The sequence below is a fragment of the Persicitalea sp. genome (assembly GCF_041751555.1).
In the GTDB taxonomy this organism is placed as follows: Bacteria; Bacteroidota; Bacteroidia; order Cytophagales; family Spirosomataceae; genus Persicitalea.
In genome coordinates, this window is sequence record NZ_JBGSXF010000280.1 from 1 (window position 1) to 17,072 (window position 17,072).

Annotated in this window: 8 protein-coding genes; all 8 read left to right on the forward strand. The window is 53.3% G+C overall.

Features of this window, described 5'->3' with window-relative positions; translation table 11 throughout:
* Positions 1-1,261: sugar porter family MFS transporter (locus tag ACEW8P_RS09780; protein WP_373512900.1), on the forward strand; the 1,261-nt coding region annotated here is incomplete at its 5' end.
* A gap of 268 nt (positions 1,262-1,529) precedes the next feature.
* A complete protein-coding gene (locus ACEW8P_RS09785; protein ID WP_373512901.1) occupies positions 1,530-4,301 on the forward strand; it encodes a sugar-binding domain-containing protein in 2,772 nt (923 codons plus the stop codon).
* 8 nt (positions 4,302-4,309) lie between these two features.
* Complete coding sequence (locus tag ACEW8P_RS09790) at positions 4,310-5,026, forward strand: SGNH/GDSL hydrolase family protein (RefSeq protein ID WP_373512902.1); 717 nt, start codon at positions 4,310-4,312, stop codon at positions 5,024-5,026.
* A gap of 128 nt (positions 5,027-5,154) precedes the next feature.
* Entirely contained in the window at positions 5,155-8,058 is a 2,904-nt protein-coding gene (locus tag ACEW8P_RS09795; RefSeq protein ID WP_373512903.1) for a sugar-binding domain-containing protein, read from the forward strand.
* Positions 8,059-8,130: 72 nt separating this feature from the next.
* Positions 8,131-11,538, forward strand: coding sequence for a DUF5107 domain-containing protein (locus ACEW8P_RS09800; protein ID WP_373512904.1), 3,408 nt, complete (start codon positions 8,131-8,133; stop codon positions 11,536-11,538).
* Between the two features lie 31 nt (positions 11,539-11,569).
* Entirely contained in the window at positions 11,570-13,000 is a 1,431-nt protein-coding gene (locus ACEW8P_RS09805; protein ID WP_373512905.1) for a sulfatase-like hydrolase/transferase, read from the forward strand.
* A 167-nt stretch (positions 13,001-13,167) separates the two neighbouring features.
* Complete coding sequence (locus ACEW8P_RS09810; RefSeq protein WP_373512906.1) at positions 13,168-16,245, forward strand: SusC/RagA family TonB-linked outer membrane protein; 3,078 nt, start codon at positions 13,168-13,170, stop codon at positions 16,243-16,245.
* Between the two features lie 21 nt (positions 16,246-16,266).
* Positions 16,267-17,072, forward strand: an 806-nt coding sequence (locus tag ACEW8P_RS09815; RefSeq protein WP_373512907.1) for a RagB/SusD family nutrient uptake outer membrane protein, incomplete at its 3' end; no start/stop codon positions are given.

The following is a 17,072-nucleotide window of genomic DNA, read 5'->3' on the forward strand; positions in this document are numbered from 1 at the left end:
CGACTTTGCCGTCATTGCCGGAGCCTTGCCCTTGCTCCGGGACGTATTTGGGCTCACTGCCTGGTGGGAAGGCTTCCTGACGGGTACCCTGGCGCTGGGCTGTATGGTAGGCTGTGTCATGGCGGGCCGACTCGCCGACCGCTACGGTCGCCGACCCGCCCTGATGGTCGCGGCAGGAATTTTCGCGGTTTCGTCCATCGCGATGGCTATTTCCAACGGACTCACCACCTTCATGGTCGCTCGCTTCGTGGCGGGTATTGGGGTGGGCATGGCGTCCATGCTGAGTCCGCTGTATATCGCCGAGGTATCACCCGCTGAGATTCGGGGGCGCAACGTGGCGATCAATCAGCTCACCATTGTTATTGGTATTCTCATTACCAACCTCATCAATTACGGCCTCGCCGACAATGGGCCGGACGCCTGGCGGTTGATGTTCGGGTTGGGGGCTGTGCCGTCAGTTTTATTTTTTATTGGCGTGATTTGGTTGCCCGAAAGCCCTCGCTGGCTCATTTTACAGGGAAAAATCCAGCATGGTACCGCCATTCTGGAACGCATCGGAGGGCACGCCTTTGCCGAAAGTACCGTGGCGAACGTCGATGCGGCGGCTACGGATAAATCGAAAGTAGTACTGGCCGATTTGTTCAAACCCGGCATTCGGGCCGCCGTATTCGTAGGCATCGGGCTGGCCGTTTTTCAGCAGTTGTGCGGAATCAATGTCGTCTTCAACTACACCTCCACCATTTTCGAAACCGTCGGGGCCAACCTGGATCGCCAATTGTTCGAGACGGTTGCCATTGGTGTTGTCAATTTGGTGTTTACAGTCGTAGCCATGTGGCAGGTCGATAAGTTGGGGCGTAAACCGCTCATGCTCTTCGGGGCGGGCGGGCTGACGATTCTTTACGTCATTATCGCGCTGCTATTGCAGAACGGTGCTTCGGCCGGAATGCTGTCCATCTTTGTGCTGCTGGCGATTGCCACTTACGCTACCTCGCTGGCCCCGGTCACCTGGGTGCTGATTTCCGAAATTTTCCCCAACCGGGTGCGGGGGCTGGCTTCTTCGGTGGCGATTCTTTCACTGTGGGGGGCCTACTTTATACTGGTATTTACCTTCCCCATTCTGGCCGAAACGCTGGGTACCTACGGTCCTTTCTGGATGTACGCCGTAATATGTCTGATCGGGTTTTTCTTCGTGCTTAGCAAAGTTCGCGAAACGAAGGGCAAGACGTTGGAAGAAATGGAGGATGTGTTTATGCCGCATTGATAGCGTTGCCAAAATCCCAGAGGAATGAAAAGTTTTTAGCCGAGAAATTATTGACTTGTGTTGATTAACTGTAGTAACCTCATATTGAACCGTCCCGGACTACTGATTTGCATTAAATAATCGTGTAAATCCCGTAGGGATTTGGAAGAATGACCATTTTTGGTAGTCCCCGGATTGAAGACATAGCTACTAACCGTCGAGAACTGCTAATTCGGTCAGGCCTACGGCTTTTTATTTTTTGTTTGACATTAGATTTTCGCTCTTGAAAATGCGCTTACTATACATATCTATCATAATTCTCGCGCTGTCATCGCGCTCCCTCACCGCCCAAAACAAACTTTCGTTGGCGGGAGAATGGGATGTGGCCTTCGATACCAATCTGGATGGGGGCGCGCACCGATGGCTGAAAAATAAGTACCCCCACAAAATGCGGCTTCCCGGCACCACCGACGATGCCGGATTGGGTGATTCGCTTACCCTCAAACCATCGCTCGAGCGCGAGTCACTGTACCAACTAGCCCGCAAACACCGCTACGTGGGCACGGCCTGGTACCGGCGCAAAATCACGATTCCGGCCGATTGGCGGGGCAAGCAAATTAAATTGATGCTGGAACGGGTACTTTGGCAAAGTCGGGTGTACGTGGACGGTACGGCGGCCAGCACGCCGCAGCAGGAAAGCCTGACCACGCCCCACCGCTACGACCTGACGAATCTGTTGACTCCCGGCGAGCACACCATCCTGCTAAGAATCAACAACGAAGAGCAGTACGAAATCAGCCATAACAAACTGGCGCATGCTTATACCGACGGTACCCAAATCATCTGGAATGGCGCGATCGGTAAGATAGCCCTCACCGCCCACGACCCGGTTTATATCAGTCATTTGCATACCGAAACGAATACGACTGACGTAGTAGCGGTAGCGGTCGAATTACAGAATAAAAGCGGAAAACCCACCACCGGGATAATGCAACTCACGGCCCGCGTGAACGGAAAAGACCTGCCGGTAACTAAGCAAGCGGTGCGCCTCGATACCGGAAGGCAACTGGTCAATACGACCTACGATTTAGGGTCGAACAAACAACTTTGGGATGAGTTTTCGCCCACGCTCTACCGATTGACTGCCGAATTTGTGGCGGATGACGCCCAAAGCAAAAGTCAGTACGAAACTACATTTGGGCTGCGTCAACTGACCAACGAAGCGGGTTTGCTGCACCTCAACGGGCGGCGGCTGTTCCTGCGCGGGACACTGGAATGCGCTATTTTTCCGCTAACGGGCCATCCGCCAACCGGCCGTGCGGGTTGGGAAAAGGTATTCGGTACGGCGCGGCAATACGGAATGAATCACATCCGGTTTCATTCCTGGTGCCCGCCCGAAGCGGCTTTTGAGGTGGCTGACTCGCTGGGTTTTTATTTACAAATCGAAATGCCCCTGTGGAGTTTGCTGGTGGGCGAAGACCCCAAAGCCGACCAGTTTATCCGCGATGAAGCCGCCCGCATCAGCCGGGAATACGGCAACCACCCGTCGTTCTGTTTGTGGTCGATGGGCAACGAACTCGAAGGGCGCATCAGCTTCCTGACCGAGCTGATGACGAATCTTCAAAAAACCGACAAACGCCATTTGTACACCATGACCTCGTACTCGTTCCAGCCCCCACACGGTAGCTGGCCCGAACCCGCTGATGATTTTTTCATCACCCAAAGAACTAAGCTGGGCTGGGTGCGCGGACAAGGTTTTTTTAACGAACAATCGCCCACCTTCACCAACGACTACTCCGCTTCGCTGGTCGGGATGCCCGTCCCCGTCGTCACGCACGAGGTAGGCCAGTACGCCGTGTTTCCGAACATGGCCGAAATCAAAAAGTACACGGGGGTACTGGAACCCATCAGCCTGATTTCGATTCGGCACGATTTGGCGAAAAAAGGTCTGCTTCCTTTGGCTGAGAGTTATACCAAGGCCAGCGGAAAACTGGCGGCCATCCTCTATAAGGAGGAGTTGGAACGGGTTCTGCGCACCAAAGCGGCCAGCGGTATTCAACTGCTCGACCTGCACGATTTTCCCGGACAAGGCACGGCGGACATTGGCTTGCTGGACGCATTTTGGGACAGCAAAGGTATCCTGACCGCCGAGGAATTCCGGCAGTTTTGCTCACCTGTAGTACCATTGCTGCGCTTCCCGAAAGCGACCTACACGAACGCCGAGAACTTCGAAGCCACGGCGGAAGTCGCCAATTTCGGAGCGGTTCCTTTGACCGACATAACGCCCGAGTGGTCAATAACGGACGAAACCGGCAAGCAGCTTGCGGGCGGAAAACTCCCGAAAACCACCGTTCCCGTGGGCAACGGCTACGCGCTTGGCACCATCGATGCGAAACTAAGCGGCATCAAAACCGCCAAACAACTCACGCTGAAATTATCGCTGTCCGGCACGCCCTACCAAAACACCTGGCATGTGTGGGTCTATCCGGCCACTGTTCCCGATGTTTCGGCGGAGGTGGTATTCACGAAATCGACCGACGAAGCGATACAGGCCCTGGCGCAGGGTAAGAAAGTGTTGCTAAACCCCGACTACAAGGAGATGGTGGGTATGGAAGGTAAGTTCGTCCCGGTGTTTTGGAGTCCGGTGCATTTCCCGGCGCAGGCTATTACGATGGGTTTGCTTTGCGATCCGAAACATCCGGCTTTGCAAAATTTTCCGACCGATTTTCACACCGACTGGCAGTGGTGGGATTTGTGTACCAAATCGACCACGATGATTCTGCCGGACAACCGCTTGTCGCCGATCGTGCGGCAGATCGACAACTTCGCCAACAACCGCTATTTGGCTAGTATCGTGGAAGCGAAAGTCGGCGAAGGGCAACTGATTCTGTGCAGTTTCGACCTTAGTAGTGATTTGGAAACCCGGCCAGTGGCCCGGCAACTGCAGTACAGCTTGCTGAAGTACATGAATACTCAGGAATTCAAGCCCTCAGTCGCGTTATCGCCCGACGAAATCAAAGCACTTACGGCGAAAAGGAAAGAACAAGCCCTTAAAAACTAGTACCACCGATGAAACGCCCCTTCCACTTGTTTGCCATTTTGGCCACTATTGCCCTGACGGCTTCTCGCCCGCTTCCGCCCGAAGTTGCCAACCCCGCCACCTTTTTGGCGGACGTTAAAACGGAATTGACCAAACAATGGCCCAAAAATCGTTCGATTACCTTGGTCTTCCACGGACACAGCGTCCCGGCGGGGTACTTCAAGACACCGATTGTCAACACGTTAGCGGCCTATCCGCAGCAATTGCTGAAACGGCTCAAAGACAAGTACCCCTACGCGGTCATCAACGTGACGATCACCGCGGTTGGTGGAGAAAATTCCGAGCAGGGAGCCGCCCGTTTTCAGACCGAAGTGCTATCCCACAAACCCGACGTGCTGTTCATCGACTACGCCCTCAACGATCGCAAGATTGGGTTGGAAAAGGCCAAACAATCGTGGCAAGCCATGATCGAGCAAGCCCAGCAAGCGGGGATCAAAGTCATTCTGCTCACGCCTTCGCCGGATTTGAAAGTGGATATGGCGAACGCCGATAACATTTTGAACCAGCACGCTAACCAGATTCGGCAATTAGCCGATACCTATCAAACGGGTTTGGTCGATAGCTACAAAGCCTTCGACGGCCAGCGTCAACAAGGCGATTCGTTGGGCCGGTACATGGCGCAAAACAATCACCCGAATGAAATGGGGCATGTGTTGATTGTCGATGAGTTAGTGAAGTGGTTTTGAGTGTGTCAGTCTGAGCGTAGTCGAAGACAGTCAATACAGGCGGTCTTCGACTACGCTCAGACTGACATCAGGAGCAGATGAAATTTGAGTGAATAGCATCATAATATGGGTCGGCTACTAGAAACAAAATGGAAAAGCCTAGTTTGATTTTATTGATAACCATCGCCTGCTGGCTTCTTGGCTTACCAAGTGCGTTCGCTCAGGAAAAAATATCCTTAGCCGGAGAATGGCAGCTACAATTGGACCCCAACGACAAAGGGTTGATGGCAGATTGGTGGAAACCAAATCATAATTTTAACGATAGAGTAAAACTCCCCGGCTCCCTGACCACCAACGGTAAGGGCAACGCCGTAACGCTAGCTACGCCCTGGATGGGCGAAATTATCGACAGCAGCTATTTCTTCGCCGACCGCTACAGAAAGTATCGGCAAGACCCCATTAAAATACCTTTCTGGCTCAAACCCGACAAGTACTACGCTGGTCCGGCCTGGTACAAGCGCGAGATAGAATTGCCTGCCGACTGGGCCAAAAAACGCATTACGCTGAACCTGGAACGCTGCCACTGGAAAACGATGGTGTACGTAAACGGACAATTTTGCGGCACCCGTAATAGCCTGGTTGCACCGCATCAGTTCGACCTTAGCAAGCAGCTCAAACCCGGCAAAAACACGATCATTATCCGCGTCGATAATAGCTACATTGTTAACGTGGGCAACAACGCGCACAGCGTCGCCGACCACACCCAAACCAACTGGAACGGGCTGATTGGCGATTTGTCGTTTAACGTCGGAGAACTTACTTACCTCGAAGATGTGCAAATTCATCCGAAATTAAGTACCTCATCCATAGAGGTAGCCGTTTCGTTGCATCAGCCCCGGCGGCAATCGTTCAAGGGCAGTTTGATATTGCAGGCAAAGAGCAATACGGGCGAAATCACGACGTATCCTCAGTTGAAAGTACTGGTAAATTTTTCCGACGAAATCACCGAACAGACTGCTACCTACGCCATCCCCAATGCCCAACTTTGGGACGAATTTGCGCCCAATCTTTACGAACTAACCGCCCGGTTGGTGGATGAGCAAGGGCAGGAAGTGTCGGCCAAAAAGGTACCTTTCGGAATACGGGAAATTACGACCACGGGTACCCGGCTGGCAATCAACGGACGACCCATTTTTCTGAGGGGCGATGTGGATTGCGCGGCCTTTCCGCTGACAGGCTACCCGCCCACGACCGAAGGACCCTGGGAAAAGATCATGAAAACAGCCAAAGAATATGGCCTTAACCACCTGCGGTTTCACTCTTGGTGTCCGCCCGAAGCGGCTTTTGCGGTGGCTGACCGACTCGGGATGTACCTGCACATCGAGAGCCCCTTGTGGGCCAATCAGGTGAGTGGCGTGGGGACGGGCGGGGTGGTCGATGATTTTATTTACGACGAATCGGAACGGATCATTAAGCAGTATGGAAACCACCCGTCGTTTTGTTTGATGGCCTACGGTAACGAGCCGGGCGGGGCCAATCAAAACGATTTCCTGGGCCGTTGGGTAGATCATTTCAAGCAAAAGGACGCCCGAAGGCTGTACACGAGCGGCGCGGGTTGGCCCACGATTCCCGAAAACCAATTCCACGATGCCCCCAACGCCCGCATTCAACGCTGGGGCGAAGGGTTGAATAGCATCATCAATATAGGGATTCCAAGAACAGATTTCGATTGGCGCGACATCACTAAGAAAGCGGGTTCAATTCCTTACGTGAGCCACGAAATCGGGCAATGGTGCGCCTATCCGAATTTCAAGGAAATCCCGAAATATACGGGCGTGTTGAAGCCCACCAATTTTGAGATTTTTCGGGATATGCTGAACGAATCCGGGATGGGCGATCAGGCCAATGATTTTCTGAATTCTTCGGGACGGCTGCAAACGCTCTGCTACAAGGCGGATATCGAAGCCGCCCTGCGTACGCCCGGTTTTGCCGGATTCCAATTACTGGGTCTGCACGATTTTCCGGGACAGGGAACGGCGCTGGTGGGTGCGCTGGATGTATTTGGGGAATCCAAGGGCTACACCACGCCGGAAGAATACCGCACTTTTTCCAACCCGACGGTTCTGCTGGCGCGGATGGAAAAACTAATTTATCAAAACAACGAAACCGTGCAGGCCGCGCTGGAAATCGCGCATTTCGGGACCGAAGAACTCAAAAATCAAACCATCGACTGGCAATTGTTAAACACCGCCGGGAAAGTGGTGCAGCGCGGTAGCTTCACGAAGGATAAAATAGCGATCGACAATTGTCAAACTGTAGGCACAGCACAAATTCCGTTGTCAGGCTTCAAAAAGCCGGAGATGCTGACGTTAAAGGTAGCTTTTGAAGGTACAGAGCAAGCCGCTAACCCGGTCACCAACTCCTGGAATATCTGGGTATATCCAGCCAACGTAAATCCCGATGTGGCTGTGGGTAAAGCGGTGGTCACTAATTCGCTGACCTCAGAAGTGGTAAAACAACTCGAAAATGGGGCGAATGTGTTGCTTTTGCCTTACGGCCACGTGAAGCGCGGTAAAGGAGCCGAAGTTGCGATCGGGTTTTCGTCCATCTTTTGGAATACGTCGTACACCAACAATCAGCCACCGCACACGCTGGGCCTGGTTTGCGATCCGAAGCACCCGCTGTTTGCGACCTTCCCCACCGAAATGAGTAGCAACTACCAATGGCACGACATCGTGATGCATTCCCAAACCATTATCCTGAACGATTTTCAAAAAAGTCTGCGGCCGCTGATTCAACCCATCGACGACTGGTTCGAGAGCCGTCGCTTGTCGCTGGCCTTCGAGGCAAAGGTGGGCAGGGGCAAACTCATGGTGTGCAGCGTGGATTTGGATACGGATATTGACGATCGTCCTTCCGCGCGGCAGTTAAAATACAGCCTTTTGAACTACATGAACAGCAAAAAATTTAATCCGGTCGAGGAAGTGACGCTTGACAAAATCGAGCAATTATTTCAAAAGGAAAGTACGCTTGACCAATTAACAAAAAAGTAAGGGTCAGAAGAACCTAACCGATACGTCGGAAAGACCTAATACCTAACGACCTAATACGTAATACCCAAAAACATGACCTCAAACCAGCAAGTACGCGTCTGGGAAGAACCGATTACGATCCCCACTTACGGCGTAGGAGAACCCAATAAGAACCCGATGTTTCTCGAAAAACGAGTCTATCAGGGCAGTAGCGGCGTGGTATATCCCAACGCCGTGATCGAAAAGATTGACGACCACAAGGAAGACCAAACCTACCAGGCCGTTTACCTGGAAAATGAGTACCTGAAAATCATGATTCTGCCGGAATTGGGCGGACGGGTGCAGATGGCTTTCGACAAAGTCAAGAATCGGCATTTCGTTTACTACAATCAGGTCATCAAGCCCGCCCTTGTGGGCCTGACCGGACCGTGGATTTCGGGCGGCATCGAGTTCAACTGGCCGCAACACCACCGTCCTAGTACGTTTGAGCCCATCGACTTCACCACGGAAGAACACGAAGACGGCTCCAAAACGATTTGGGTGAGCGAAGTGGAGCGGATGTTCGGCACCAAGGGCATGGCGGGTTTCCGGCTGTATCCCGGAAAAGCGTATCTTGAAATTCAGGGTGTCCTCTACAACCGGACCGAAGTACCGCAAACGTTTTTGTGGTGGAGCAATCCGGCGGTGAAGGTCAACGATTATTATCAGTCGGTGTTCCCGCCTGATGTCCACGCCGTTTTCGACCACGGTCGGCGCGATGTTTCGGAATTTCCCATCGCAAAGGGTACGTATTACAAAGTCGATTACTCGCCCGGAACCGATATTTCGCGCTACAAGAATATTCCGGTGCCTACCTCGTACATGGCGGCGGAATCGAAGTATGATTTCGTGGGCGGTTACGAACACGACAGTCGTGGCGGCATTCTGCACGTGGCCAGTCACCATTTGTCGCCCGGCAAGAAGCAGTGGACCTGGGGCAAAGGCGAATTTGGCTACGCCTGGGACCGCAACCTGACCGACGAAGATGGGCCGTACATCGAACTAATGACGGGCGTTTTCACCGATAATCAGCCCGACTTCTCGTGGATTATGCCCAATGAGGAGCGCACGTTTGTCCAGTACTTCATGCCATACAGCGAAATCGGTTTGGTTAAAAACGCGACGAAGGAAGCAGCGGTCAATCTGGAAATTTCGGAGAAGGAAGTGGCGATAAGTGCTTATACTACGGCGGCTTATCCCGGCGTTATTGTCCGCCTGACCGACGGCGAACGCGTTGTTTTTGAGGAAAGCCTGGATTTGTCGCCGGAAAATCCTTTCCTGCATACTGTGTCCCATGCGGTGAGCCAACCGACTGCCATTCGGCTCAGCGTCACAACGGCTGAGGGCGTTGAATTGGTAGCCTACCAACCCGACGATACGAGTGTACAACCTGCCATTCCCGAACCCGCCATTGCGGCTAAGTCGCCCGCTGAGGTCGAGAACAACGAGCAACTATTCCTGACGGGGCACCACATCGAGCAGTATCGCCACGCCACCTATTCGCCCGTCGATTATTACGAAGAAGCCCTCCGCCGGGACCCGAAAGACAGCCGTTGCAACAACGCGCTGGGGCTTTGGTACTACAAGCACGGGCAATTCACCAAAGCGGAACCGTATTTTCAAACCGCCATCCTGACCCTGACCGCGCGCAATCCCAATCCCTACGACGGCGAAGCGTACTACAATCTGGGCCTATGTCTGACCAAATTAGCTCGTTACGATGAAGCCTTCGATGCCTTCTACAAAGCGACCTGGAATGCCGCCTGGCAAGACACCGCCTTCCTCGAACTGGCCCGCATCGCTACCCGCCGCAAAGACTACGCGCAGGCACTCGAACTGGTCGAGCGGTCGCTGGCGCGGAACTGGCACGGCCACTCAGCCCGGCATTTGAAAGTGGTTTTGCTCCGCAAAATTGGCCGGCCAGCCGAAGCGCAACGGCTCATCAACGACACGCTGGCGATCGATAAGTTCCATTTCGGCTGCTTGTTCGAGCGGCTGTTGGTCGAACAAGGCAAAGCCGAGACTTCGTGGGTGCCGTCGCAGTCTGGAAAAGTATCAGGAGGGGTTCAGTCTTCCGGATTCAAATCACATCAGAACTTAAAAAAACTTATGCGGGATTACATCCATAGTTATCTGGAATACGCGCTCGATTACAGTCGGGCCGGGTTATACCACGAAGCGGATTGCTTACTACTGCAATTGGTTGTATCCAAGCCAAAAATCTACTCAATTGTCTATTACTTCCTCGCGTTTTTTTACGATCGGCAGGGAGAATCAGACCGGAGCAACACTTATCTCAAAAAAGCCACGGAAGCCAGTCCAGACTTCGTTTTTCCCAACCGGCTCGATGAACTGATCGTGCTACAATGGGCCGCCGGGCAGGAAGGCTACAATCATGCCCGTACCTGGTATTACCTCGGCAACTTTTGGTACGGCAATCGGCAGTACTCGGAAGCTATTGATGCCTGGGAGCGTTCGACTAAGCTGGATGATACCTTCCCAACCGCATTCCGCAACCTGTCGCTGGCCTATCAGAATAAACTGCAGCGCTCGGAGGATGCCTTGAAAATGTTGGAAAAGGCTTTCGAACTCAACCCCACCGACGCGCGGGTGCTGATGGAACTGGATCAGTTGGACAAAAAAATGAACCACGCCCCCGCCGAGCGGCTGGCCCGTTTGGAAAAATACAGCGCCGCCACCGAACAGCGCGACGACCTGCACCTGGAGCGAATTACCCTCTGCAACCAGTTGGAACGATACCAAACCGCCCAAACTCTGCTGGCCGCGAGGCAGTTTCATCCGTGGGAGGGCGGCGAAGGCAAAGTGGTGAGGCAGCATCTGATCTGTCATATCGAACTGGCTAAGCAGGCACTCTTGGCCGATAAACCAGCCGAAGCCCTCGATCTGCTGACCGCCGCCGAAACTTACCCGCTCAATCTGGGCGAAGGCAAATTGTACGGCGTGCAGGAAAACGACATCTTTTACCTGAAAGGCCTGGCCCACGAAGCTTTGGCTGAAAATGACAACGCAGAGGTTTTTTTCCGACAAGCCACCGATGGTTTGGATGCGCCCGTGCAAGCCATTTTTTACAACGATCAACAGCCCGACAAACTTTTTTACCAGGGTTTAGGGTGGAGAAAGCTGCACCAAAATGAGCGGGCCGAAAAGCTATTCAGCAAGCTAATCGAGTACGGTGAGGCGCACCTGGACGACGAAATCAAGCTCGATTATTTTGCCGTATCACTGCCCGATATGCTGGTCTTCGATAATGACTTGAACGAACTCAACAAGATGCACTGCTATTATCTGATCGCTCTGGGCAATCTTGGCCTGGGCAATGGCCGCACTCCGCAAGCGGTGGCGTATTTCGACAAGGTTTTAGGCATGAATGTCAATCATCAGGGCGCGCTGATTCACCGAAACATGATTAATTTCCTACAGACTGAGGAAATGGCCGATTAAGCATAGGCATCGCCAACAAAATCTTAAAAAAATGAGACCTCTTTTGTGCGTATTGTATTTATTCTTTTTCGCGCTTTCGGCCTGCCAACCCATGGGGCAGCACCAGGCGAAAGCCAATGCATCGAGCGCCGGAGCGGATCGCCCCAACGTGATCGTCATTCTGGTAGACGACGCTGGTTTTGTGGATTTTGGGTTCATGGGTAGCGAAGATTTGCCGACCCCGCGCATCGACGCATTAGCTCGGTCGGGCGTGATGTTCACCGACGCACACGTGAGCGCGTCGGTTTGTGCCCCGTCGCGGGCCGGGCTGATTACCGGGCAGTACCAGCAGCGTTTTGGCTTTGAAGCCAACGGCACGGCGGGCATTGGCCTGAGCGACGATGCGGTCACGATGGCCGATGTTTTCCAAAAAAGCGGCTACCGGACCTATGCCCTGGGCAAATGGCATTTGGGCGAAGATGCGTCGGATCATCCCAACCAGCGGGGTTTCAATGAATTCTACGGTTTTCTGGCGGGAAGCCGTTCGTATTTTCCGTTGAAAAATCCGTCCACCGAGCAAATGCTGCAGCACAACGGCAAGCGCGTGGAATTTGAAGGGTACATGACCGATGTGCTGGGTGACCAATCCGTCAAATTCGTGGAGCAAAGCCATGACAAGCCCTTTTTTATGTACTTGGCTTACAACGCGGTACATACCCCGATGGATGCCAAGGCGGAGAATTTGGAAAAATTCAAGAACCATCCCCGGCAGAAATTGGCGGCGATGACCTGGTCGCTGGACGAAAACATCGGCAAGTTGCTCGACAAACTGGACGCGTTGGGCATTCGGAAAAACACCCTGATTTATTTTCTGAGCGACAACGGTGGTGCGCACGACAACACCTCAAAGACCGGTTCGCTCAAAGGCTGGAAAGGCAATGAGTTCGAAGGCGGCCACCGGGTTCCCTTCGTCGTGAGTTGGCCTAGTCGTATAAAGGGTGATCGAAAATTCGACGGTCTGACTTCATCTCTGGACATTTTCACTACCTCACTAGACGCCGCCAGCATCGAAAAGCCGCAGGATGTAGTATTAGACGGAGCCAACCTACTGCCTTATCTGGACGGAGAAGCAAAGGGCAGTCCGCACGAAATGCTGTTCTGGCGCAAGCTCGACAAATCCGCCGCCCGCGTGGGCGATTACAAGGTAGTTACGCTGGATGGCTACGGCTCGGTGATGTACAACTTGAAGGACAATCTGGGTGAAACCAATGATTTGTCCAAAATAGAAAAGGAAAGATTTAGCCAGGTCACGAAAGAATACGATCAATGGACGCAGTCATTGATGAAACCGCTTTGGGACGAAGGGAAGGTATGGATGGACGTTTGTTCCCATATCCATGAATCGCTAATGCAGAACAAGAAGGCTGAGTATAAAGACCCCTGGGCCAAGGCTAGGTTGGAAAAAAGCAAACAGGCAAAGTGACGTAAGTGGATTCTGAATCGATCAGCCTCCAAATTCGTAAAATCATCCATCTTTATAGCAATTTCCTCTATTTTATTGATGAACTGTTTATTGTAGATTTGCATCTATCCAAGTTTTTATTAGTTAAAATCTGGATAACTATTCCAAACAACTTAACTCATGTACTTATGAAAAGTATTTACGTCATTTTAGTGTACGCCTTGTGCTGCTTGATTCCAGCCCAAGTAATGGCCCAAGCCCGGCTGGTGAAGGGCAAAGTCACCAATGAGAGCGGTGTGGGCATTCCTGGCGTGAACATCGCCCTGAAAGGAACGACGACGGGTACTTCGTCCGACGCCGAAGGCGATTATTCACTGGAAGTACCGAATGCCAACGCCACCCTAACCTTTTCCTTTATCGGATACACCACTCAGGACTTGGTAGTAGGCGACCGCTCGACGCTGGATGTCAGCATGGCAACTGATCAGAAGAACCTCAGCGAAGTGGTGGTGATTGGTTACGGAACTACCTCGCGGCGCAACCTGAGTACGGCCGTTTCGAAGGTGGAGCCGCGCAATATTCCCAATTCTGCCAACCTGGGCATTCCCGACCTGCTGTTTGGTCGGGCGGCGGGTGTCAACGTCACGCAGCAAAATTCGCAGCCGGGTGGTAACATCAACATCTCGATTCGTGGCAAGGGTACGCCGCTGATCGTGGTCGATGGCGTGATTATGCCTGGTTCTGGTCTGGAACCGCGCAACGGCACCGTCGAGATTCAGGGCGTGAACCGGGGTGCTTTGGCGGGCCTGAACCCCAACGACATCGAATCCATCGAGTTTCTGAAAGACGCCGGGGCATCGATTTACGGTGTGGCGGCGGCCAACGGCGTAATGCTGGTTACGACCAAAAAGGGAAAAGGCGGTCGCATGAACGTCAACTACGACGCCAGCCACTCCTTCGTGAACAATATGGAATACATCCAACCGCTCAATGCGCGGGACTACATGACGTACGTCAACCAATTACAGGTGGACAAATTTCTGTCGGACAAAAACATGGTTCCGTTTGGAACGGTCACCCAAAACCTGACCGCCTACAAACCTCAATTCACCGACACGCAAATTCAATCGGCGGGCGAGGGCACCGATTGGCTGGGCCAGATTCTCCGCAAGGGTTCCATCGACAACCACAACCTGAGCATCAGCGGCGCTTCCGACAAAGTACAGTATTACTTCTCGGGCGGGTTTTTCAACCAGAAAGGCACTGCCCGCAGTTCGGACCTGACCCGCTACACGGGCCGGATGAACCTTACATTTAACTTGAGTAAGCAGTTTCGGATTACGACGGGGATCAACGCCAACTACAACGACTACACCAATCCGCAGGCGGGCGGACAAGCGGGCGGTTCGGGTTCGCAGGGCTTCAACGCGTTGCAGGCCGCGATATCTTATCCGGCCTCGGTTCCTATCTATGATGCCGATGGCAAGTACTCGCTCTTCGGCCTTACGGGCAATCCCGTTTCGCTGCTGGACATCCAGGACAATACCGCCAACCGGGGTTTGCTGGCCAATATTTCCGCCGAGTATGACATCATCCCGGACGCGCTGACGGCCAAGGTTTCCTACGGCAATAATTCGGAATACGCGGTGCGTAATTTCTTCATTCCCTCGACGGTATTCTGGTTTCAGCTAAACCGCTCGCGAGCCAGTATCGCCGAAGATCGTCGCCAGAACCAGACGATGGAGGGAACTCTGACCTACCAGAAAGCTTTTGGCGACTGGTTCAACATGAGCGCCGTAGCCGGGGTAGCGCGGTACCTGGACAAGTACACCGGCCTGAGCGCCGAGGTCGCCGACTTCCCCGACGCCATCAACATCGACGATTTTTCGCAGGCTACGGGTCCCAAGACGGTTAATTCGTACAACACGCGCCGGGAGTTCCGATCATTCTTTGCCCGCGCCAACATGGATTTGTTCGATCGTTACGTGATCTCGCTGATTCTACGGCGCGACGGGGCCGACCGCTATTTTCCCGACAACAAATACCAGAATTTCCCCGGTGTGTCGGTGGCCTGGAAACTGGGCGATGAAGCTTTCTTGAAAAACGTCAAGCAACTCTCGGAACTGAAACTCCGGGCCAGCTACGGCTCGACGGGCACCCGGCCCGGCGACCTTGCCTATGGCTATTACGGAACCGACGCCACGGCTATTGCCTTCAACAACGGCTCGGCGCTCTACATTCCGTACATCTTGCGGCAGTTCGACAATCCAGATTTCAAATGGCCCGTGACCAAAACACTCAACGTCGGGCTGGATATGGGCTTGTTCGGTGATCGCGTCCAGGCTTCTCTCGACGTATTTCGTGAGGACATTACCCGTCTGAATACCAACGCGACCAACCCTCAGCTGTCGTTTATCCCTACGACGCCCATCAATGCGGGAGCGCAGCGCCGGACGGGCTGGGAAGTGGCGTTGAACACCACCAATGTGCAGAAGAATAACTTCTCCTGGCGGTCGAATGTAAACCTGACTTCTTATTCCAACCGCTGGACCGAGCGCCTGCCTAACAGCCCCGTACCGCGCGGTGGTGCGCTGGAAGACCCCATCGGAACATTTTACATTCACGAAACAGAGGGTATTTTGCAAGTAGGACAAGAAGTACCTGCTTGGCAACCCAAAGGTGCCACAAAGCCTGGTTCGCCACTATTTGTGGATCAGAACGGCGACGGCGTACTCGACGATAGCGACATCTCGAAGTACTCGGCCGTGCCACGCCTTGTCATTGGTTTCGGCAACACGCTCCAATACAAAAACTGGGATTTCAGCATTTTCCTCTATGGGCAGACGGGCTTTTACGGCTACGACTTCACCAAACAGTGGGGTAGCCCGCTGGGGCTACTCTCGCTGACGCAGGGCGGCTCGGAGCAGATCAAAGATGCCTGGTCGCAGGCTAATCCGTCGGGAACTTTGCCCGGCGCGGCTTTCAACCCTTCGACGGTGACGGGCTTGAACGCAGGACTGGATCTCGCCCTGGAAAAGCGCGACTTCCTGCGGGCACGTAACATCACGTTGGGCTACACGCTCAATACTGCCAAAGTCACGCGGTTTGTCTGGTCGCTACGGGTATTTGGTGATGTGCAAAATGCCTTCATCCTGACCGCATTCAAGGGTGTCGATCCCGAATTATCTGTGGGATCGGTCAAAGGCGGACCCGCTCCGTATCCGGTCGCACGCACCTTCACTTTGGGCTTAAGAGCTGGATTTTAAATATCAAAACTTAATATCATCATGAAAAATATACTTCTAATTCTTGCCGCTGCTGGACTGCTACTGGGTACCTCGGCCTGTGAAAAAAACTTTGACCCCGTGATCTCGGGCGTGCTCACGCCTGACAAGTTTCCCACGACCGAAGCCGATTTTGAACTCTACACGTTGACGGCTTACAAGCCCTTTGGCTCCAAATGGGGGTATTCGGAGCAGTCGTACCAAAATATGTTTTTTAGTCCTGAATACGGTCACCACCTGATGTTCGATATCAGTGGCGACGATTTTAGCGTCTACACCGAGTGGGGCGGTCAATTCGAGGGGTTCAGCAAGGGAGATTTCAGTTTCCTGCGTACCCAGGGTAGGGCCAGCCACTTCGAGAAGGTCCGCCACGTGAGCCGTATGACGCAGACGATTGCCGACTTGCAAAAAGCCAAAATTTCTGAGACTAAGAAGAAGCAATTGATCGCGGAAGCCAGCATGAGTCGGGGCATGACGATGTTCTACCTGCTGCACATGTACGGTCCCGTTCCGGTAATCACCGACCCAGCTAAAATCAACACGCCCGCAGAGTCGGACCTGAAGCGTCCACCGCGGGAAACGTACGTTGGCTCCATAGCGGCTGACCTGGATTATGCAGCGGCTAACCTGCCCAAAACACCCGCGCAATACGGTCGTTTCAACAAAGGACTGGCCTTAGGGATGCTGATGCGGTTGCATCTGAACGAAAAGAACTGGCCGAAAGCGGAACAGGCTGGCCGCGAATTACTGACGCTGGGATACAGCCTGGTGGCCAATTACCCCAATCTATTTCGTACCCCCACGGAGCG

Coding starts and splice junctions, on each gene's coding strand:
- ACEW8P_RS09790 (WP_373512902.1), top strand. CDS start 4,310: ATGAAACGCCCCTTCCACTTGTTTGCCATTTTGGCCACTATTGCCCTG.
- ACEW8P_RS09810 (WP_373512906.1), top strand. CDS start 13,168: ATGAAAAGTATTTACGTCATTTTAGTGTACGCCTTGTGCTGCTTGATT.
- ACEW8P_RS09800 (WP_373512904.1), top strand. CDS start 8,131: ATGACCTCAAACCAGCAAGTACGCGTCTGGGAAGAACCGATTACGATC.
- ACEW8P_RS09805 (WP_373512905.1), top strand. CDS start 11,570: ATGAGACCTCTTTTGTGCGTATTGTATTTATTCTTTTTCGCGCTTTCG.
- ACEW8P_RS09785 (WP_373512901.1), top strand. CDS start 1,530: ATGCGCTTACTATACATATCTATCATAATTCTCGCGCTGTCATCGCGC.
- ACEW8P_RS09795 (WP_373512903.1), top strand. CDS start 5,155: ATGGAAAAGCCTAGTTTGATTTTATTGATAACCATCGCCTGCTGGCTT.